The sequence below is a fragment of the Chromatium okenii genome (assembly GCF_002958735.1).
GTDB classification, from domain to species: Bacteria; Pseudomonadota; Gammaproteobacteria; order Chromatiales; family Chromatiaceae; genus Chromatium; species Chromatium okenii_A.
The window spans coordinates 112,757-131,929 of record NZ_PPGH01000038.1; the positions used below are offsets into that span (position 1 = coordinate 112,757).

Sequence of the window (19,173 nt, forward strand, 5' to 3'; positions counted from 1 at the left end):
TGCTGCTTTTGGCAACCCAACCTCGCTATCACTACTAAAAATCAGACAGCATAGTTTTGTTAAAAAAAGACGAATAAGTCAGGAATAAAAATGGGCAAAGAACTTGTTTTTTTAGCATTAGATAACAACCAGCAGAACACTATTTTGTCAGAAATTAATAAAAGAGGTGTGGACGCATCTTTCTTTGACGTTAATAAGATAAAAGTATTGATTATAAACGACAGGATCGTAGTCAAGCATGATGCTTTTACGATAACAATTGCTTCTAAACAGTTGTTGAAAGATATTTCAGGTATCAGCGCAGGGATTGTTAGCAGTGCTGAAAATTATGCCGACAATGTGATTTTAGGTGCTAACCGGGGACATGGATTTGCTGCTGAAAAAGCAAATCATCTCCACGATGTGTTGACAGGTAAGAATGCAACAGTAGTTGGTGGAAATAACGCTAAAAATGGCGCTGATCGCTTAGTAAATGGTGTACACATTCAAACAAAGTATTGCAGTTCTGGCTCTAAATGTATTGCTGAAACATTTGAGAATGGTCGATTTAGATATTGGAATGCTGATGGCTCGCCAATGCTAATTGAAGTGCCGTCCGATATGTATGATTCGGCTGTACAAGCAATGCAGGAACGAATCAAGAAAGGGCAGGTTGCTGGCATTAGTGATCCAAATCAAGCGAAACAACTGGTTAGAAAAGGGCATTATTCTTACGCACAAGTAAAAAATATCGCACGTTTCGGTACCATTGAAAGTATCACTTATGATGCTGTGAATGGCATAAAAGTGGCAGGAACTGCGATGGGTATTTCGTCCGCAATTTCTTTTGCAGTTGCCATCTGGAATGGTGAAGATTGGGAAATTGCTTTAGAAAAAGCCTGTTATGATGGTTTGAAAATTGGTGGAATTGCATGGGTAAGTAGTTTGCTAACAGCCCAATTAGGTAGAACGGGAATTGAACAAAGTTTGCGCGGGAGCACCGATTGGGTTGTAAAACAAATGGGTGCAAAGACAGCGGCATGGCTGGCTAATGGGTTGCGTTCTGGAAACAACATTTATGGCGCAGCGGCAATGAATCATGTCAGCAAATTATTAAGAGGTAACATTGTCACGGGCGTTGTAACCACCTTTGTTTTATCGTCAGTTGATTTTGTGCGCATGTTTAACGGCAAGATTTCAAAAGCACAACTGTTTAAAAATGTGACCACCACCGCAGTGAGTGTTGCTGGTGGTACTGGCGGTTGGATGGGTGGGGCTGCCGCTGGAGCGGCAATTGGTTCTGCAATTCCGGTGCTTGGCACCGCTGCCGGTGGCATTATCGGCGGACTATTAGGTAGTCTGGCGGCTGGAACCGCTGCTTCTGCTGTTGTTTCTACGGTTTTAGATCAATTGATTGCAGATGACGCTAAAGAAATGCTTAAAATCGTTGAGCAATTATTTGGTCAACTCGCTGAAGATTATTTATTAAGCGAAATAGAAGCAAAATCAGTGATTGATGAATTTCAACAGCGCGATCTGGCAGGTACGTTACGCGATATGTTTGCAAGCAGTGATCGTCTGGAATTTGCCCGTGCTGTTTTAGAGCCTTTAATAGAAAAACGCATGAGACAGCGCCAACAAATTCAGTTACCCTTTAATCAAGCAGTGATTAAAACAACCGGAACGATTATTGAACGGTTGGCGGTGATTTGAGGAGTTATACCAAGTTAATATCAGATTTTCGGTTCTTAATCTCCGATAATAGCGAACTTATCACTCCTTAACGACAGTATTTCATCATGGTATTGATTTGCGTTACTAAAAAACGATTGACAGGCAAACTTGAAATCATCGAATGATTCAAAATAGCGGTTGTAGAGAATTTTCTTTTTGAAAAATTTCCACAGTCGTTCAATAAGATTAAGGTTTGGCGCATAAGGTGGAAGAAACATTAGTTTAATTCGTGAAGTTTCAAGATACTTACTAACCGCTTTTGAACGATTATAGCGAGCATTGTCACAAATGACGTAGATTACAGCAGCGGTCGGATGTAACTGCTCCAATTGTTTCAATAGTGCAATAGTAGATTCTGAATTGATTGTGTCGTCATAACGCACGACTGGTTCTAGCTTATCCAGACTCATAGCACCGTTAATGTTGATACGTTTACGACCAGTGTTAGAACGAATTTCTTGTTCATCACCACGCTTAATCCAAGCATTGGAGATCACTGGATTATGTTGAGGATGTACCGCATCCATAAAGTATATTGGGTCTTCTTCGCCTTTGTTTTTTTTGGCTTTTTCGTATTCAACTAAAAATTCTTTTTGCGCTTCTGGATCAGCTTTTCCTGGAATTAACTTCGGTTTTTTATAAACATAACCAAGACGATGTAACAGTGCTGTCATACCGCTTTCGGTATAGGTCACTTCAAAGATATTTTCAACCCAATGAGCTATCTCTTTTGCCGTCAGATAAAGGTTTTCTTGTAAGTGGTTGTTGAGAAGAGCGAGTTCTATATCGTCAAGCAAACACTCTGAGCCACGAAAAGCAATATGCACAAGTAATTCAATGCCGCCTTGCTGATAACGCTTAAAATGATTGCGCACAGTATTAGGGTCTACTTGCAAGACTTCGGCGACTTGTTCGGCAGTCCAGCCTGTGGCTAAAAGAACGACAGCTTTAATTCGGTCAGCCTCTCGTTTATTGCGGGTATGCCGATGCAAATTACGCAACTCGTTTAGTTTATCTGTTGGAAGGTGGTAGTCAATCATAGGTAGAATTCCACAACATCAGTTAGTTGATTGCACCGAGCATATTAACGAAAAAGCCAAATGAAAATGGTATACCACTGATCAGCCAACCGGAGAATTATCTTATTTCCCATGAAATATGGCGGCAGCGTTACCGAATTGAAACAAATGAAATTCGAAATTATCTGGATACGCCAGATAGCTTGTGGGGAACAGGCAACAGGGTGAGTTATGCTCAAATCGAGAGTAATATGATTGATATAGCCCAGTCTCTTTACTTGGTGCAAGTTACTGATCTAAATCTGAGCATGGTTGATGGTAGAAGGCGAGCAGCATTCAGCTATGCTGGAATAAATTACGATCTCCCTGTAACAGATCCGAACTTTGAAAAGCAACTTGCTGAGCCAGACAACCAGGGGGTTCTATGCGTTAGCCTAGGAGAAAAGTATGACCCGGCTGGCGGCAATAATTATTCATGTTACAAGATCGTAGCCACAATATTATAGCCGGAACATTTTATGAAAACTTTTACTATTGGCTTTACTCAGGAAGGGGCAAACAAGTTTTTCTCCCTTATTAAAAAGAATCATGTATCGCGGATAATCGATGTTAGGTTAAACAATGTATCTCAGCTCGCTGGTTTTGCTAAGCGAGACGATTTGAAATACTTTCTAACAGAGCTATGTGATGCGGATTATGTTCATCTAGAAGAATTGACGCCTACGAAAGATATTCTGGTAGTGGTAATGTCGATAGGATAAAATTAAAATATCATTACGCACTTGAATCGGAATTATTTTATGCACTGCCCTAAATGCCACTCTCAATCTTTCGTCAAAAACGGTTTTAACGCTACCAATAAGCAAATGTACCGATGTAAAGACTGCGGACGACAATTTGTGTTAAGCCCGGCTAAAAGCACGATCTCTGATGAAAATAAATCTTTGATTGATCGCTTGCTTTTAGAGCGGGTTTCTTTAGCCGTTATTACTCGAATTGTTGGCATCTCAAAATCTTGGTTGCAACGTTATGTCAATGAAAAATACGAATCAATTCAACGCCACTTTGAAGTGAGTAAAAAGCGCAGGGGACGACTCACGATTGAGTGTGATGAAATGTGGTCATTTGTACATAAACTCAAGAATAACCAATGGCTTTGGTTGGCGATCGATACTCGTACACGTGAAATTGTTGGCGCGTACGTTGGAGATAGAAGTGAAAAATCTGCACGTGGATGATGGAACTCTTTGCCTCCTGTTTATCGCCAATGCGCAGTAAGTTATACCGATTTTTGGGCAGCTTATGGAACGATATTTCCATCAAAACGCCATCGTGCTGTTGGCAAAGAAAGTGGACGAACAAATCATATTGAGCGATTGAACTGTACGTTTCGGCAGCGCATCTCTCGATTGGTGAGACAAACTTTATCATTTTCTAAAAAACTTACCAACCATATCGGAGCAATTTGGTATTTCATACATCACTATAATGCAACGCTATCAACCAAAAAATAGGCAGCATTCGCAGCGCTACCCTATAAATAGGATCACTACCCAAAAACGAAATCATTGACTGGCTGGTCAATAAAGGCTTCGTCTGTAAGGGGTGTGGCGGTCAGAAATGGGCGGCACTCTCCCCTGAGATGGAACAGGAAATAAATGCAAAGGATGCCAAAATTGATGATCTAATTCGTATTGTAGAGTCCATCCGCACGTCGCGTGACATTTCAGATAGGCAGGCGCAGGTACTTGAAAACGCGCTTACTAACTCAACTACATCTTTAGAAGTCATCGATGGCTCTGAGCACTTCAATGTGTTAATGCGCGCATTCGCTGAAGCAAAAAACACCGTTTGCATACTCTCTGGATGGATCGGAAGCCCTCTACTCAACGCAGAAATACAACAGCTACTTCGAGCCGCTGTAAAGAGAGTGGTTCGCATATTCCTTGGCTTCGGTTGGGAATCTAGCTCCGGTCACGAGATATCGCCAACCGCAAAATCCGCGCTGAGTTTCGTTAGGGAACCGCTGATCTATTTAATGTTCTCCACGTTGCCTTTTTAAAAGCATATTTTTATAGAGGGGGTATTAAATAAATAGTGTTCGCCTTAGTGATTCAAAATAGTCAACCTCTTTATTAGGTAAAATTAAGGTACTCTTATGCTGTGAACTCTATATTAGGCTTTTAACAGCGCCTTTTTTGCTATTAAGAGATTAGCCAGGGCAAACAAAGTTTGTAGTTGCGCAGTGTTTTTCGCAAGCCCTTTATAACGTACCTTACGGTGCATAAATAGATTTTTAATAATGTGAAATGGATGTTCAACACGCGCGCGTATTTGCGCCTTAACTTTTTCAATCTGTTGCGTGAGATTCTTCAACAAACCATCATCCATTTTTTCAACTTTAGAACGTTTTTCAGCGATATTCCAACTGACCACTTTTTCATTAAATTTGTTTTTAACTTTTTCGCGTTTATCTGCACCAGTGTAGCCAGCATCACCAAAAACTTTTTGTTCTTGACCATGTAAAATGTTTTCAACTTGAGTGACATCATGCTCATTTGCCGCCGTGCCAACCACGGTATGCACTAACCCAGAACTAACGTCAACACCAATGTGTGCTTTCATTCCGAAATACCATTGATTTCCCTTGCGAGTAGAATGCATTTCTGGATCGCGTTCTTTTGCTTCGTTTTTTGTTGAAGAAGGGGCATTGATAATGGTCGCATCAACGATTGTCCCTTGAGTTAACAACAATCCTTTCTCGCGTAACTGCGCATTGATTGTAGAAAAAATCACTGTAGTCAGTGCATGACGTTCGAGTAAATGGCGAAATTTCAACAGTGTTGTTGCATCTGGTACCGCTTCAACACTCAAATCAATACCTATGAATTGCAGTAATGATTGACTATCATAAATTGCATCTTCCAGTGCCTCATCAGCAAGGTGATACCATTGCTGTACAAAGTACGTCCTTAACATCCGCTCTAATCCTATTGGCGGACGACCACGCTTACCTTGACTATCAGGGTAGTAATAAGGTGTCAATGCTTTAACCAAAGTTGACCATGGAACAATTTTTTCCATATCATTGAGAAAACGTTCACGGCGCGTCGTTTTCTTTTTTGCTAAAAATTCTGATTGTGCAAAAGAAAATTGTTTCATGCTGGTATCATATTTACATTACGACTGATGCCTATTTTATCATTTAGATCGCAACGATGCTGGCTATTTAATCAGTGTTTCCTTAACTACTGATCAACGCGGCGTGGGTTTTCCGCGCATCGTCGGCGCGGCAGTGGATATCGGCGCATTTGAAGCTGGAGACGGCGCAGCGCCAACTGCGTATCCATTGACAATTACGCTTGTTGGCAAGGGCAGCGTCAGCAGTGATCCGACGGGCGTCACCTGCTCCAGTACCACTTGCAGCGGTTCCTTTCCTATTGACGCAGAGGTCACGCTGACGGCTAAACCATTGACTGGATTTACTTTTAGTGGTTGGAGCGGAGCCTGTACCAACAAAACCGGCACCTGCGCTGTCACGATGAGCAAAGCGCAAACCGTCACTGCAACGTTTACCGCCGCTCCGGTGAATTACAGTTTGACGCTCACCAAAGTTGGTGATGGCACCGTCACTAGCACTCCGGGCGGAATCAATTGCGGAACGGGCACTGGCTGCGCAGCAAAATTTGCCAGCGGTAAAACCATCACACTGACTGCGGCTCCAGCAACTGGTGCAACATTTGTGAAATGGAACGGCTGCACGGCAAGCGCCACCGATTCTAAAAAATGCACGCTGACTCTCACCGCTAATAAAACTGTGACAGCAACTTTCACTACTATTCCCGCTGCAACTGCCGATTTTATTATTACTGGTATTATTTTGACGCCAGCCAATCCGCAGACAAATGGATTATTTGCAGCCAACATTACAGTGAAAAACCAAGGCACCAGCGCGGCAGATGGCGGTACGCTTTCGGTATGGACAAACCGCGCTACAAAGCCGGTATGCAGTACTGGCGGTGATAAAGCCGTTCCCATTGGCAGCGTAGCAGCGGGCAATACCAAAGTTCTGACCATTGGCGAACTTGCAGCAGGCGCAGTAGGCACAAAAAAACTATACGCATTTGCTGATAGCAAGTGTGTAAGGCAGGAAATTGATGAAACCAATAATCAATTGACCAAAAATTACACTGTGAAACAGTAATCGTAGGTTGAGTTGACTGCGCCAACCCAACTGACGATCTATAAAATAATCCGTATGGCAGTAAACGAAAAAAGCCCCGCTGTCGACAGCGGGGCTTTTTAATGTCAAGCGACTACACTTTTAATTGTAACCGCAGTTTTTCATGGCGTTCTTTTCAATCTGGCGAATACGCTCCGCAGACACGCCAAATTGATCAGCCAATTCGTGCGGCGGCAGGTTATTCAACAAATGCCAGCAACTGGCGATATTCAATGCAAACTACCAAAACACCGCAAATTCAAATTGCCAAAAGGCGAAACTTATACAAACTGAATCAGCGCGTGGCGCATTTAGCTATTATATGGCTGGTGATGGCAGTGAATATCTGCGCCGATTACAAGTGCGTTGTCCATCATTGGTTCATGCCTTTACGCTATTAGAACCGCTATTGGTTGGAGCGCAACTGTTTGATGTTGCCTTGATTATGGTATCGCTGGGAATTTGTCCGCCAGAAATTGAGCGTTAAATCACGCTGCACTTGCATTAACCACAATTCAAATCTTTATTCACGGCAATTGTTCAATTGCCGTCATTGTTTCGACGCTCACCTGACACACCAAATTTAGTCACTCAATCACCTTTGTTCGACCTTGGTAAGGTCATTCGTTAGGCGCGGTTGGCAAAAAAGTTGAACACTGCATTTCAATTGTTGTATTTTTCAACTCCCGCTCGTTCACGCTTGTTTCATCATTTGGAGAGTTGCCAATGCGTTACCGTAAACATGCCTTTCATCCGCTGACCTGCTGGGCGGGAATTGCCGCCTTGCTTGCCAGCATCACCCTCAGTTTTCCTGCGAGTGCTGCAACCTACACTGTCACTAATCTCAACGACAGTGGTGCCGGTTCATTACGGCAAGCCATTCTCGATGCCAATGCTACGCTTGGCGTTGCTGACACCATCGAATTCGATCCGAGTGTGACCGGCACGATTACGCTCACCACTGGTGAAATCCAAATCACCGATAAATTGACGCTGAACGGCCCCGGTGAAGCGGTATTGACGATTAGTGGTAATCAGAAGTCACGGATTTTTAACGTGAAAACGATGAACACCACGATGAGCAGCTTGACGCTGAAAGATGGCAAAGTTTCCAGCGATGGTGGCGCAATTCTCAATCAAGGATCGCTGACATTAAAACAGCTCACTTTCACGAATAATAAAGCAGATGGCTATTCTTCAGGCGGTGCGATTAAAAATGATGGGGTATTGACGATGTCGGACATCATTGTAACCGGTTCGTCTGCCACTCACGATGGTGGTGCGTTTTACAATAACGGACTCGCTACACTGAACAATGGTACTTTTTCGGGTAATCTCACCACGAACGGCGGTGGTGCGATATTAAATACCTCTAGTGGCAAATTGACCATCAATCGTGCGGTTTTTGATGGTAATCAATCTGATTACGGTGGTGCTATCAACAATAGCGGCATTTTATCCCTAAACGAAAGCGCCTTTTCTGCGAATCAAGCAAAAAACGCTGGGGGAGCTATCTGTAGCAATGGGAGATTATCGGTTACGAATAGCCTCTTTGCGCAAAACCGTTCCGGTACTAATGGCGGCGGCATTGCTACTCAAGAAGATACTACTATCTACAACAGCACTTTTTCACAAAACTATGCTGAAAGTAGTGGGGGCGCTATCTGTGCGTATAGATATGGGTATAGTCCTTCTTTAACCTTGCTGAATGACACCCTAACTGGGAATTATGCCGGCGCCGGTGGCAGTGTCTGGTTCGGTGGAACGTTAACAATCGGTAATACCATCAGTGTTGGGAACTTCGCGCCCACCAATCTGGAAATATACAAAAGCAGCGGCACCTTTACTTCACAGGGCAATAATCTTTTTGGCAGCAACACCATTTTTGGCGGTAGCGATGCGGCATCAAGTGGCTATAGCGACCTGACTATCCAGAGCACCGATAGCATTCTCACCGAAGAGCCAGAAACGGTTATTGGTTCTTTAATGGACAATGGCGGTTTTACCCAAACCCACGCTTTAATTCCCGGCAGCCCAGCCATTGACGCGGGTGGAAATAGCATTGTTCCAACCGAATTAACCACCGATCAACGCGGCGTGGGTTTTCCGCGCATCGTCGGCGACCGCGTGGACATCGGCGCATTTGAAGCTGGCGGTGTAGCAACCGCCTATCCGCTAACAATTACGCTTGTTGGTAAAGGCAGCGTCAGCAGTGCGCCGACGGGTGTGACCTGTTCTGGAACTACTTGCAGCGGTTCCTTTCCTATTGACGCAGAGGTCACGCTGACGGCTAAACCATTGACCGGTTTCACTTTTGGCGGCTGGAGCGGAGCCTGCACCAACAAAACCGGCACCTGCGCCGTCACGATGAGCAAAGCGCAAACCGTCACTGCAACGTTTACCGCCGCTCCGGTGAGTTACAGTTTGACCCTCACCAAAGTGGGCGACGGCATCGTCACCAGCAACCCGATGGGAATTAAATGCGGCACGGGCACTGGCTGCGCGGCGAAATTTGCCAGCGGTAAAACCATCACTCTCACTGCGGTTCCGGCAACTGGCGCAACGTTTGTGAAATGGACGGGCTGCACGGCAAGTGCAACTGATTCTAAAAAGTGCACTCTCACGCTGACTGCTAATAAAACGGTGACAGCGACTTTCAGCACTGCCACCGCTGCAACTGCTGATTTCATCATCACTGCGATTACTTTGACGCCTACTTCTCCGGTAGCAAATGGGCTCTTTAACGTCAACATCACCGTCAAAAATAAAGGCACTAAAAGCGCAGATGGTGGCACTTTGTCGGTGTGGACGAATCGCACATCCAAACCGGAGTGCAGCACTGGCGGTGACAAAGCCGTTCCAATTGGCAGCGTAGCAGCGGGCAATACTAAAGTTCTGACCATTAGCGAACTTGCAGCAGGCGCAGTAGGCACAAAAAAACTATACGCATTTGCTGATAGCAAGTGTGTAAGGCAGGAAATTGATGAAACCAATAATCAATTGACCAAAAATTACACTGTGAAACAGTAATCTTAAGTTGGGTCGACTGCGCCAACCTAACTGACGATCTATAAAATAATCCGTATGGCAGTAAACGAAAAAAGCCCCGCTGTCACAATACCAACAGCGGGGCTTTTTAATGTCAAGCGACTAAACTTCTAATTGTAACCGCAGTTTTTTCATCGCATTTTTTTCAATCTGGCGAATACGCTCCGCCGACACGCCAAACTGATCGGCTAATTCGTGCAATGTCTGCTTTTTCTCCGCCAGCCAGCGTTCCTGCAAAATCGTTTTACTGCGTTCATCCAAACCTTCTAATGCGTAATGCAAGCGATCATGTTGATCGCGTTCACTATCTTCATATTCAAGCATTCGCGCTGGCTCCATGCGCAAATCAGGAAGATACGTGGAAGGCGCTGAAGGCGCATCATCGTCGTCATCTTCTAATCCATCAAAAGATAAATCCTGATTTGATAACCGCGATTCCATTTGCAATACAGTTTCTGGTTTTACACCCAAATCTGCTGCAACCTCATCAACTTCCTGTTTGGTAAACCAACCGAGGCGTTTTTTTGAACTGCGCAAATTAAAAAACAATTTGCGTTGCGCTTTGGTGGTGGCAATTTTTACAATGCGCCAATTGCGCAAAATGTATTCGTGAATCTCGGCACGAATCCAATGCACAGCAAATGACACCAAACGCACACCCATATCCGGCTCGAAACGGCGTACTGCTTTAATTAAACCAACTGTTCCTTCTTGAATTAAATCCGGCAGCGGCAATCCATAGCCGAGATAACCCGCGCAATCCGAATCACAAAACGCAAATGCGAAGTGACCAACCGCCGCGCCGCCAGCATGTCGTTATGATCGCGCACCTGAACGGCCAGCGATTTTTCTTCTTCCGGCGTCAGCATCGGAATCTGATATGCGCTGTTGATATACGCTTCAATCGTGCCAGTCGGCATGAGGGAAAAGTCTTTAGCCATGTTCCAGTTCCTGTCTCAGAGGTTGTGTCTGACTAAAATCCTACCAATATAGTAGGACATTTGCCAGATATTTTTTTCTCAGTTAATCAAACCGATAGTGTTTTTCAACGGCTTCGAGCACGTCCCAAGTGCATGACAGCCCAGCCGGAAAAGTAATCAAATCGCCGCGCCCAAAGGTTTCCGGTTCGCCACCATTCGGCGTGACCGTGAAGCGCCCACGCAGCACATAACAGGTTTCAGTGCGGTCGTAATGCCACGCAAACTGCGCCGGTTCTTTTTTCCACATCGGCCAGCCATCAATGCCCATCACTTCCAGTTTTGCGGGCGAGGGTTTGTGTTCACAGCGAATCGTTAAATCATTCATATTGCATTAGTTCTCATCTTGATGATTGACAGTGGTGATAGCGTAAATGCTGCAAACATTCAGGTCGTTACAATCCAATCGCGTAACGCCTAAAATTGCCGCTGCATTTTCAATGACGATTGTTAACTTTGGAGTGATTTATGGCGGTTTGTGCTTGTGGTTCTGGTCGTGAGTTTGATGAATGCTGCGCCCCTTTTCTCGCTGGTGCACCTGCGCCAACGGCAGAGGCGTTAATGCGTTCGCGCTACACCGCCTACGCCGTTGGACAGTTAGACCATTTGGAACGCACAGATGCGCCCGAAGCGCGTGATGAATTTAATCGTGCTGATGCCGAGCGCACTGCGGCGGAAACCACGTGGTTGGGCTTGAAAGTGGTGCGCGTTATTGACGGCGGTGTCGATGATCAAACAGGACAAGTGGAATTTATCTTTCGTTATCAACAACACGGCAAAATTCATGCCCAGCATGAATTGTCGCAATTCCGCCGCGAAGACGGCATCTGGCTGTATGAAAGCAGCGAGATGAATCCGAAATCGCCGCCAGTGCGTGTTGCCAAAATCAACCGCAATGATCCTTGCACCTGCGGTTCTGGCAAGAAATATAAAAAATGTTGCGGTGCGGCTTAATTCGGTGAAAGTGCAACGTTCGACTGCGCCAGCGTCAGAACAGCATTTTGCCTGCACCGGCTGCGGCAAATGTTGTCACGGTTGGCTGCCGTTGACAGTGGCGGATGCGTTTGCGAATGCCGGACGTTTTCCGCTGGCGCTGGTGTGGACGCCAGTGCCGGAAGTGAGTCGCGCCTTTGATTTGACTGCGCAATTGGGCACGGTGGTGCAGATTGCGAAACGTAAACGGGTTGCCGTTTTGATTGCGCCGACCGCATATCTGCCGCCGTCATTTCCCTGTCCGGCGCTCTCGCCGGATAACCGCTGCGCCATTCAGGCAGAAAAACCGCTGCGGTGTCGCACCATGCCGTTTTATCCGTATCGCCGCGCCTCGGACCAAGCCGATTTGCTGCTGCCGCGCAAAGGTTGGCAATGCGACATTTCGGCGACTGCGCCGCTGGTGTATCAGCAGCGCAAAATCGTTGATCGCAGCGATTTTGATGCCGAACGTGCCGCGTTAGTTGCTCAAGCGCCGATGTTGCGCACCTACGCAGACACCACGTTGAAACACTATCCAACGGTGCTGGCGCAGTTGCTGAAAGCGGCGCAGAACCCAGCAGCAGGACGGTTTATCGTGGGTTTTGCGTCGTTGCTGCGCTGGCACAAAGCGTTTGATCCCGTCACGTTTGCCCAAGCCCAGCATCCAGTGCTCTGCGCCTTTGCCGAGCGCACCGCCGCCGATCCCACGCTGGCGATCTATCACCGTTATTACCAAGAGGCGGCGGCAGAATTGGCGTGGTTTACCAACGCCGATCCGCCTTGACCGAGCGAATGCTCAATTTTTTACCCGTCCGGCGGAGTAGCGCCGGTATCACTTTTCTAATGAATACAGCGAGTAAGTTAGCAATGCGCACGCATTATTGTGGAGAATTAACCGCCAGCCACGACGCACAAACGGTCGTGTTATGCGGCTGGGTGCAGCGCCGCCGCGATCACGGTGGCGTGATTTTTATTGATTTGCGCGACCGCGAAGGTTTGGTGCAGATCGTGTTTGATCCCGACCGCGCCGAGGTCTTTCACCGCGCCGAGCAAGTGCGCAGCGAATATGTGTTGAAAATCACCGGCACGGTGCGCCCGCGTCCGGCTGGCACCGTCAACGCCGAGTTGCCGACCGGCGCGATTGAAATTCTGGGGCTGGAGTTGGAAGTGCTCAACAGCTCGGAAACGCCGCCAATTCAATTAGATACACACGCTGCCGATGCGTCGGAAGAGCTGCGGCTGCGTTATCGGTATCTCGATTTGCGGCGTCCCGAAATGCAAAACCGGCTGCGGACGCGGGCGCAAGTGACGCAGCAGATGCGCAACTATTTGGATCGCAACGGTTTTCTGGATATTGAGACGCCGATTCTCACCAAATCGACGCCCGAAGGTGCGCGGGATTATCTCGTGCCCAGCCGCACCCATCCCGGCGAATTCTTCGCGCTGCCGCAATCGCCCCAATTATTCAAGCAGTTACTGATGATGGCGGGCATGGATCGCTATTATCAGGTCGCTCGCTGTTTCCGCGATGAAGACCTCCGCGCTGATCGCCAGCCCGAATTTACCCAGCTCGACATCGAAGTTTCGTTTATGGACGAAGACGCGCTGATGACGCTGATGGAGACGATGATCCGCGAGCTGTTTTGCGACGTGCTCGGCGTGACGTTGCCCGATCCGCTGCCGCGTTTAACCTATCAGGAGGCGATGCGCCGCTTTGGTTCGGATCGTCCCGATTTGCGTGTGCCGCTGGAATTGATTGATCTAGCGGATTTAATGCAAGACGTTGATTTTCAAGTTTTTGCCGCGCCAGCCAAAGACCCGAATGGGCGCGTGGTCGCGCTGCGTTTACCGAAGGGCGGCGAATTAACCCGCAAAGAAATCGACGCTTACACCCAATTTGTCGGCATTTACGGCGCAAAAGGGCTGGCATATATCAAGGTCAACGCTTGGGCGGAGAAAGGGCGCGACGGGTTGCAATCGCCGATTGTCAAGAATCTGCCCGACGCGGCGCTCGCCGGCATCATGGAACGCACGGGCGCAGTGGACGGCGATTTGATTTTCTTTGGCGCAGATAAAACCAACGTCGTCAACGAATCCATCGGCGCGTTGCGGGTCAAGCTGGGGCAAGAGCGCGGCTTGATGAGCGAGGGCTGGCAGCCGCTGTGGGTGACTGATTTCCCGATGTTTGAACACGATCCCGCCAATCAACGCTGGGTCGCGCTGCATCATCCGTTCACTGCGCCGAAGGTCGATCAAATTGATCAATTGGAGCGCGATCCGGGCGCGTGTCTGTCGCGGGCTTACGACATGGTTTTGAATGGCACGGAAATCGGCGGCGGTTCCATTCGTATTCACAGCGCCGCGATGCAGCAACAGGTTTTCAAACTGCTGGCGATCAGCGAGGAACAGGCGGAAGACCGTTTTGGTTTCTTATTGAAAGCATTGAAGTTTGGCTGCCCTCCGCACGGCGGCATGGCGTTTGGGCTGGATCGGCTGGTGATGTTGATGACCGGCGCGACTTCAATCCGCGACGTGATGGCGTTCCCGAAAACCCAAACGGCTGCCTGTTTGTTGACGGATGCGCCGTCGGCAGTGGACGAAGCGCAGTTGAAAGAGCTGGCGCTGCGGCTGCGGACTCGCGCTTGAACGACGCGCCGCTTACCGTGCCAAAGTTCAAACGCGCTCAATCAGTGCTCGTGGTGATTTGCACCCGCAGCGGCGAATTTTTGCTGCTGCGGCGAGTGCGCCCGGCGGGATTTTGGCAATCGGTAACGGGCAGTTTAGAGCGCGGTGAATTGCCGCGTTTAGCCGCAGCGCGAGAAGTGTATGAAGAAACTGGTTTACGCGTTGGCGGCGGGTTAATTGATTTGCGGCATTCAGTGTTATTTCCGATTATTCCGGTGTGGCGCAGTCGTTATGCGCCAAACGTCCGGTTTAATCGTGAATACTGGTTTGCGCTGATATTAAATGAACGGCGAACCATTCAACTCAGTGCGCGGGAACATTTAGAATATCGCTGGCTGCCGGCAGCGGCCGCTGCGCAATTAACTGGCTCATGGAGTAATCGGCATGCGATTGAAATGGTGGCAACGCAATGAATCAGGATATTCGTTGGAAACAACGGTTTGATAACTATAGCAAGGCTTTGAACGAACTGAAAGAAAGCCGAGAACTGGCAGAAAATAGACCACTCAGCAAATTAGAAAAGCAGGGCGTGATTCAAGGATTTGAATACACGCACGAGCTGGCTTGGAATCTGATAAAGGATTATCTTGAATTTCAGGGGCATGTTGGTTTAATTGGTTCGCGTGATACCACACGAGAAGCATTTAAGCGTAAGATCATTACAAATGGCGAGCTGTGGATGGAGATGATTCAATCCAGAAATCTCACTTCTCATGCCTATGATCGCGCCATTGCCGAGCGGATTTATGCGGCGATTTTTCCGCGCTTTTACCCTGAATTTGCAGAGCTTTATCAGTATTTTTTAGCGCGGATGACTGAGGAACAGTAATGGAATTTGGTTTATCAGCAAACGTCTGTGCAGTGGTGCGCACAATTCTGAACCAATATCCCGCAGTGCAAAAGGCGGTGATTTATGGTTCTCGCGCTAAAGGCAATTATCACAACGGTTCAGATATTGATTTAACGCTGTTGGGAGATGCATTGGATTATGACACGCTGTCAGCAATTGCTTGGGCATTGGATGATTCAGATATTCCTCATACTGTTGATTTATCGTTATTTGAGACTATCGAAAACCCGGCGCTGCGTGAGCATATTCACCGGGTTGGGATGGTCTTTTATGAACGCGAATAACCGTCTTGCATGTTCAAACCGCTATTTTTCAAACTGAAGTCAAGTTGATTTAATGCTGTTGTGTCGATTCTGGGAAATGCAAAACGCCGGCTGCGTATAGCCGTTTTGCTGCATGATATTCTGCATCATTCATCTGACAACCGACCACTTCGCGCAAACGCACTGCGTCACGATCACCTTGGTCAATTGCCAGCGAGAGCCAATAATGTGCTTGTGCTAAATCAATGCTAACGCCGCGCCCTTCAGCGCAAATTAAACCCATTGCATATTGCGCATTGATTTCGCCACGTTCAGCAGCAGCACGAATCGGTGCAACTTTGCTGGGATCATTACGAAATAACACTAAATCTTTAAGATAATTGCTATTGCTCATGGCATGTTCCGTATTTAATGTGAATGCTCTGGTTTATCGCGCCAGCCGATTGTTTAAACTGCGATCAAATTTCTTTATTACCACCGATTCGAGAGGCTTTTTATGTCCCTGATTGAACCCTTTGCTGGTTTACGTCCTGCGCCCGGTCGCGCCGCTGACATCGCCGCGCCGCCCTATGACGTGATGAATGCTGCCGAAGCGCGGCGCATGGTGGAAGGTCGCCCGTGGAGTTTTCTGCACATTTCGCGCCCGGAAGTGGATTTACCGGAAGGCATTGATCCGTATAGCCCAACGGTGTACGCGAAGGCGCAGGAAAATCTGCAAACGATGCTGGCGGAAGGTGTACTGATCCGCGATTCCGCGCCGTGTTATTACGTCTATCGCTTGACGATGGGCACACATCAGCAAACGGGTTTGGTCGCCAGCGCCTCGGTCGCGGCCTATGACGCCGACCGCATTAAAAAGCATGAGTTCACGCGCCCAGTAAAAGAAGATGATCGCGTCCGCCAAATCGAAGCATTAAATGCGCAAACCGGGCCGGTTTTTTTAGTCTATCGCGCCACTGCTGCAATTGATGACGTGCTCGCCGCGATTAGCGCCACCGCCGCTGAAGTGGACGTGACTGCTGCTGACGGAGTGCGCCATGAATTGTGGACGATCAGCGATGCCGCGCAGATCGCGCAATTAACCGCTGCATTCGACGCACTTGAAGCACTTTACGTTGCTGACGGTCATCATCGTTCCGCTGCTGCATCACGAGTTGCAGCAGCGCGACGCGCCGCGAATCCGGTTGAAGCGACTGCGCATCAGGGTTTTCTGGCAGTGATTTTCCCGCACGACCAGATGCAGATTCTCGATTACAACCGCGTCATCAAAGACTTACACGGGATGACAGTTGACGGTTTGATGAATCATTTGTCAGTCGCGTTTGCCATCGAAGGCAGCGCCACGCCAGTTAAACCGGCGCGTCCGACCGAGTTCGGAATGTATCTGGCTGGGCATTGGTATCGGTTGACGCTCGACCCAGCGCGAATTCCCCACGACGATCCGGTAGCGCGGCTCGATGTCAGTCTGCTGCAAGACAACGTGATTGCGCCATTGTTTGGCATTCACGACCCGCGCCGCGATGATCGCATTGATTTTATTGGCGGAATTCGTGGTTTGGAGGCGCTGGTGAAGCGGGTTGATTCCGGTGAAATGGCAGTGGCGTTTGCGCTGCATCCAACCGGAATGTCGGATTTGATGGCGGTGGCAGATGCAGGTGAAGTGATGCCGCCAAAATCGACGTGGTTTGAGCCGAAATTGGCGGATGGTTTGGTGTCGCTGGTGTTGGATTAAATCCAACTTTATTCATAAAGTGGTAATGACCTCATCAATAGGGTTGTAAAGACTTTTATCCTTTATTTATAAAGGATTAAGAAATTATCACCCTACTGACAGGATCACTACCCACTGTTTAATTAAATTCATGCGCCAGCATCGCTATTTAGGAATCACGCCATGACCCCCAAAACGTTTCAAGCACTTTCTGCACAAGGCTACAACCGCATTCCCGTTGCTTGCGAAATACTCGCTGATCTCGATACGCCATTGAGCGTTTATCTCAAACTCGCTGCTGCGCCGTATTCGTATTTATTTGAATCGGTGCAAGGTGGTGAGAAATGGGGGCGCTATTCAATCATTGGTTTACCGTGCCGGACGTTAATTCGGATTCATGGCACCACCATTCAGATTGAACGCGATGGGCAAGTAATTAACACCATTATTGCGTCCGATCCGCTGGCGTGGATTGATGCTTATCAGCAGCAGTTTCAAGTTGCCGAAGTCGCGGGTTTGCCGCGCTTCACCGGCGGGCTGGTGGGCTATTTCGGCTACGACACCATTCGCTACATCGAACCGAAATTGGCGCAGTGTCCGAATCCCGATCTGCTTGAAAATCCAGATATTTTGCTGATGGTGTCCGATGAAGTGGTAGTGTTCGACAACCTGAGCGGACGGCTGCACATCATCGTGCATCTTGATCCGACGGCTGGCGATACGCTGGAGGCTGGCGAGGCGCGATTGGCAGAATTAACCGCTCGAATGCGCGAAGCAGTGCCGCACCAACCCAGCGCCAACGCCCGCGATGTCCATGAAGCGGATTTTATCTCCGGTTTTACGGAGGATGGATTCAAACAAGCAGTTGATAAAATTAAGGAATACATCAGCGCCGGTGATTGTATGCAGGTCGTACTGTCGCAGCGGCTGTCCATTCCGTTTACTGCTGCACCGTTGGATTTATATCGGGCGCTGCGCGGACTTAACCCCTCGCCATATATGTATTTTCTCGATCTCGGCGGCTTTCAAATCGTCGGTTCATCGCCGGAAATTTTGACGCGCTTGGAAGATGGCATCGTCACGGTGCGTCCGATTGCTGGGACGCGGCGGCGCGGTCATACCGAGGCGGAAGATCAGGTGCTCGAAGCGGAATTGCTTGCCGATCCAAAAGAACGCGCCGAGCATTTAATGCTGATTGATTTGGGGCGCAATGACACTGGGCGCGTCGCAGAAATTGGTAGTGTGCGGTTGACTGATAAAATGATCGTTGAACGCTATTCACACGTCATGCACATTGTGTCTAATGTGATTGGCACATTAAAAGATGGAATGACTGCAATTGACGTATTGCGAGCAACTTTTCCGGCAGGAACAGTGTCTGGTGCACCGAAAATTCGCGCAATGGAAATCATCGACGAATTGGAGCCGGTTAAACGCGGTATTTATTCCGGCGCAGTCGGTTATTTAGCATGGAATGGTAATATGGATACGGCAATTGCCATTCGTACTGCGGTTATTCAAAACGGAATGCTGCATATTCAAGCGGGCGCTGGAATTGTTGCGGATTCAGTGCCGGAATCAGAATGGCAGGAAACGTTGAATAAAGGACGGGCAATTTTCCGCGCTGTGACTGCGGCTGAAGTCGGAATTGATCGTTACGGCTGTGGATTAAAAAAGGTCTAAATTGATAGCACTTTTAATGCTTTAAGGCTT

At 47.9% G+C, this 19,173-nt stretch carries 20 protein-coding genes and 3 pseudogenes; 17 read left to right on the forward strand and 6 right to left on the reverse strand.

All coding sequences use genetic code 11. From position 1 onward, the window contains the following. Positions 1–90 precede the first annotated feature (90 nt). On the forward strand, positions 91–1,692 hold the full coding sequence (locus tag CXB77_RS17610; RefSeq protein WP_197711105.1) for a hypothetical protein: 1,602 nt from the start codon (positions 91–93) through the stop codon (positions 1,690–1,692). A gap of 35 nt (positions 1,693–1,727) precedes the next feature. Here the strand turns inward: CXB77_RS17610 and CXB77_RS17615 are convergent, their stop codons facing one another. Next, on the reverse strand, positions 1,728–2,753 hold the full coding sequence (locus CXB77_RS17615; protein WP_105074907.1) for an IS630 family transposase: 1,026 nt from the start codon (positions 2,751–2,753) through the stop codon (positions 1,728–1,730). Positions 2,754–2,779: 26 nt separating this feature from the next. Here CXB77_RS17615 and CXB77_RS17620 point away from each other — a divergent pair, with 26 nt between their 5' ends. From CXB77_RS17620 to CXB77_RS17635, 4 genes and pseudogenes are all read left to right on the forward strand, one after another. After that, positions 2,780–3,238, forward strand: a complete 459-nt coding sequence (locus CXB77_RS17620; RefSeq protein WP_105074908.1) for a dual OB domain-containing protein — start codon at positions 2,780–2,782, stop codon at positions 3,236–3,238. Positions 3,239–3,250: 12 nt separating this feature from the next. Next, positions 3,251–3,493 carry a DUF488 domain-containing protein gene (locus CXB77_RS17625; protein ID WP_105074909.1) on the forward strand — a complete coding sequence of 81 codons (243 nt, stop codon included), beginning with the start codon at positions 3,251–3,253 and terminating at the stop codon, positions 3,491–3,493. Positions 3,494–3,532: 39 nt separating this feature from the next. Next, positions 3,533–4,246 (forward strand): annotated as a pseudogene (locus CXB77_RS17630) (IS1 family transposase). Between the two features lie 128 nt (positions 4,247–4,374). Continuing rightward, the gene (locus CXB77_RS17635; protein WP_105074910.1) at positions 4,375–4,794 is read left to right on the forward strand and encodes a hypothetical protein; all 420 of its coding nucleotides are present in this window, start codon (positions 4,375–4,377) and stop codon (positions 4,792–4,794) included. 113 nt (positions 4,795–4,907) lie between these two features. Here the strand turns inward: CXB77_RS17635 and CXB77_RS17640 are convergent, their stop codons facing one another. Next, positions 4,908–5,894: an IS5 family transposase gene (locus CXB77_RS17640; RefSeq protein ID WP_105074911.1), complete on the reverse strand. Its 987-nt coding sequence runs from the start codon at positions 5,892–5,894 to the stop codon at positions 4,908–4,910. Positions 5,895–5,961: 67 nt separating this feature from the next. Between CXB77_RS17640 and CXB77_RS24150 the strand changes: the two are divergent. Continuing rightward, positions 5,962–6,039: pseudogene (locus CXB77_RS24150) on the forward strand (hypothetical protein); the annotation flags it as partial. Next, positions 6,028–6,936, forward strand: coding sequence for an InlB B-repeat-containing protein (locus tag CXB77_RS24155; RefSeq protein WP_347338195.1), 909 nt, complete (start codon positions 6,028–6,030; stop codon positions 6,934–6,936). The pseudogene CXB77_RS24150 and the gene CXB77_RS24155, both read left to right, overlap by 12 nt. Before the next feature lie 120 nt (positions 6,937–7,056). Here CXB77_RS24155 and CXB77_RS17650 read toward each other — a convergent pair whose 3' ends face one another. Beyond that, entirely contained in the window at positions 7,057–7,188 is a 132-nt protein-coding gene (locus tag CXB77_RS17650; RefSeq protein WP_242445845.1) for a sigma factor-like helix-turn-helix DNA-binding protein, read from the reverse strand. 88 nt (positions 7,189–7,276) lie between these two features. Here CXB77_RS17650 and CXB77_RS22630 point away from each other — a divergent pair, with 88 nt between their 5' ends. Together CXB77_RS22630 and CXB77_RS17660 are read left to right on the forward strand one after the other, a co-directional pair. After that, positions 7,277–7,441, forward strand: a complete 165-nt coding sequence (locus tag CXB77_RS22630) for a hypothetical protein (RefSeq protein ID WP_242445846.1) — start codon at positions 7,277–7,279, stop codon at positions 7,439–7,441. A gap of 239 nt (positions 7,442–7,680) precedes the next feature. Then, positions 7,681–9,984 (forward strand): choice-of-anchor Q domain-containing protein, encoded by a 2,304-nt coding sequence (locus CXB77_RS17660; RefSeq protein ID WP_105074913.1) that lies wholly within the window; start codon positions 7,681–7,683, stop codon positions 9,982–9,984. 120 nt (positions 9,985–10,104) lie between these two features. On the opposite strand, the pseudogene rpoH reads toward CXB77_RS17660, so the two are convergent. Both rpoH and CXB77_RS17670 read right to left on the reverse strand, forming a co-directional pair. After that, a pseudogene (rpoH, locus tag CXB77_RS17665) lies at positions 10,105–10,943 on the reverse strand (RNA polymerase sigma factor RpoH). Between the two features lie 82 nt (positions 10,944–11,025). Further along, positions 11,026–11,307, reverse strand: coding sequence for a cupin domain-containing protein (locus CXB77_RS17670; protein WP_105073025.1), 282 nt, complete (start codon positions 11,305–11,307; stop codon positions 11,026–11,028). A 140-nt stretch (positions 11,308–11,447) separates the two neighbouring features. Between CXB77_RS17670 and CXB77_RS17675 the strand changes: the two genes are divergently transcribed. The 6 genes from CXB77_RS17675 to CXB77_RS17700 all read left to right on the forward strand — a co-directional run bounded on the left by CXB77_RS17675 (position 11,448) and on the right by CXB77_RS17700 (position 15,770). Next, on the forward strand, positions 11,448–11,933 hold the full coding sequence (locus tag CXB77_RS17675) for a YchJ family protein (RefSeq protein ID WP_105074914.1): 486 nt from the start codon (positions 11,448–11,450) through the stop codon (positions 11,931–11,933). A gap of 4 nt (positions 11,934–11,937) precedes the next feature. After that, positions 11,938–12,735, forward strand: a complete 798-nt coding sequence (locus tag CXB77_RS17680; RefSeq protein WP_197711107.1) for a YkgJ family cysteine cluster protein — start codon at positions 11,938–11,940, stop codon at positions 12,733–12,735. An 83-nt stretch (positions 12,736–12,818) separates the two neighbouring features. Then, positions 12,819–14,597, forward strand: coding sequence for an aspartate--tRNA ligase (gene aspS / locus CXB77_RS17685; RefSeq protein ID WP_105074915.1), 1,779 nt, complete (start codon positions 12,819–12,821; stop codon positions 14,595–14,597). Continuing rightward, complete coding sequence (gene nudB / locus CXB77_RS17690) at positions 14,594–15,049, forward strand: dihydroneopterin triphosphate diphosphatase (protein WP_105074916.1); 456 nt, start codon at positions 14,594–14,596, stop codon at positions 15,047–15,049. The genes aspS and nudB overlap by 4 nt, the downstream gene beginning before the upstream one ends. Then, entirely contained in the window at positions 15,046–15,465 is a 420-nt protein-coding gene (locus CXB77_RS17695; protein WP_105074917.1) for a nucleotidyltransferase substrate binding protein, read from the forward strand. The genes nudB and CXB77_RS17695 overlap by 4 nt, the downstream gene beginning before the upstream one ends. Next, positions 15,465–15,770, forward strand: coding sequence for a nucleotidyltransferase domain-containing protein (locus tag CXB77_RS17700; protein WP_105074918.1), 306 nt, complete (start codon positions 15,465–15,467; stop codon positions 15,768–15,770). The genes CXB77_RS17695 and CXB77_RS17700 overlap by 1 nt, the downstream gene beginning before the upstream one ends. Positions 15,771–15,819: 49 nt before the next feature. On the opposite strand, the gene CXB77_RS17705 is transcribed toward CXB77_RS17700, so the two are convergent. After that, on the reverse strand, positions 15,820–16,143 hold the full coding sequence (locus CXB77_RS17705; RefSeq protein WP_105074919.1) for a sel1 repeat family protein: 324 nt from the start codon (positions 16,141–16,143) through the stop codon (positions 15,820–15,822). A 102-nt stretch (positions 16,144–16,245) separates the two neighbouring features. Between CXB77_RS17705 and CXB77_RS17710 the strand changes: the two genes are divergently transcribed. Both CXB77_RS17710 and trpE read left to right on the forward strand, forming a co-directional pair. Continuing rightward, positions 16,246–17,481 (forward strand): DUF1015 domain-containing protein, encoded by a 1,236-nt coding sequence (locus tag CXB77_RS17710; RefSeq protein ID WP_105074920.1) that lies wholly within the window; start codon positions 16,246–16,248, stop codon positions 17,479–17,481. Positions 17,482–17,643: 162 nt separating this feature from the next. Then, on the forward strand, positions 17,644–19,143 hold the full coding sequence (trpE, locus tag CXB77_RS17715; protein ID WP_105074921.1) for an anthranilate synthase component I: 1,500 nt from the start codon (positions 17,644–17,646) through the stop codon (positions 19,141–19,143). Positions 19,144–19,173: the final 30 nt, after the last annotated feature.

What these genes read in the sequence shown, in the direction of transcription:
- CXB77_RS17625 (WP_105074909.1), top strand. Translation starts at nt 3,251, where the DNA reads ATGAAAACTTTTACTATTGGCTTTACTCAGGAAGGGGCAAACAAGTTT.
- CXB77_RS17660 (WP_105074913.1), top strand. Translation starts at nt 7,681, where the DNA reads ATGCGTTACCGTAAACATGCCTTTCATCCGCTGACCTGCTGGGCGGGA.
- aspS (WP_105074915.1), top strand. Translation starts at nt 12,819, where the DNA reads ATGCGCACGCATTATTGTGGAGAATTAACCGCCAGCCACGACGCACAA.
- CXB77_RS17640 (WP_105074911.1), bottom strand. Translation starts at nt 5,894, where the DNA reads ATGAAACAATTTTCTTTTGCACAATCAGAATTTTTAGCAAAAAAGAAA.
- trpE (WP_105074921.1), top strand. Translation starts at nt 17,644, where the DNA reads ATGACCCCCAAAACGTTTCAAGCACTTTCTGCACAAGGCTACAACCGC.
- CXB77_RS17635 (WP_105074910.1), top strand. Translation starts at nt 4,375, where the DNA reads ATGGAACAGGAAATAAATGCAAAGGATGCCAAAATTGATGATCTAATT.
- CXB77_RS22630 (WP_242445846.1), top strand. Translation starts at nt 7,277, where the DNA reads ATGGCTGGTGATGGCAGTGAATATCTGCGCCGATTACAAGTGCGTTGT.
- CXB77_RS17695 (WP_105074917.1), top strand. Translation starts at nt 15,046, where the DNA reads ATGAATCAGGATATTCGTTGGAAACAACGGTTTGATAACTATAGCAAG.
- CXB77_RS17610 (WP_197711105.1), top strand. Translation starts at nt 91, where the DNA reads ATGGGCAAAGAACTTGTTTTTTTAGCATTAGATAACAACCAGCAGAAC.
- CXB77_RS17675 (WP_105074914.1), top strand. Translation starts at nt 11,448, where the DNA reads ATGGCGGTTTGTGCTTGTGGTTCTGGTCGTGAGTTTGATGAATGCTGC.
- CXB77_RS17710 (WP_105074920.1), top strand. Translation starts at nt 16,246, where the DNA reads ATGTCCCTGATTGAACCCTTTGCTGGTTTACGTCCTGCGCCCGGTCGC.
- CXB77_RS17705 (WP_105074919.1), bottom strand. Translation starts at nt 16,143, where the DNA reads ATGAGCAATAGCAATTATCTTAAAGATTTAGTGTTATTTCGTAATGAT.
- CXB77_RS17700 (WP_105074918.1), top strand. Translation starts at nt 15,465, where the DNA reads ATGGAATTTGGTTTATCAGCAAACGTCTGTGCAGTGGTGCGCACAATT.
- CXB77_RS17615 (WP_105074907.1), bottom strand. Translation starts at nt 2,753, where the DNA reads ATGATTGACTACCACCTTCCAACAGATAAACTAAACGAGTTGCGTAAT.
- CXB77_RS17670 (WP_105073025.1), bottom strand. Translation starts at nt 11,307, where the DNA reads ATGAATGATTTAACGATTCGCTGTGAACACAAACCCTCGCCCGCAAAA.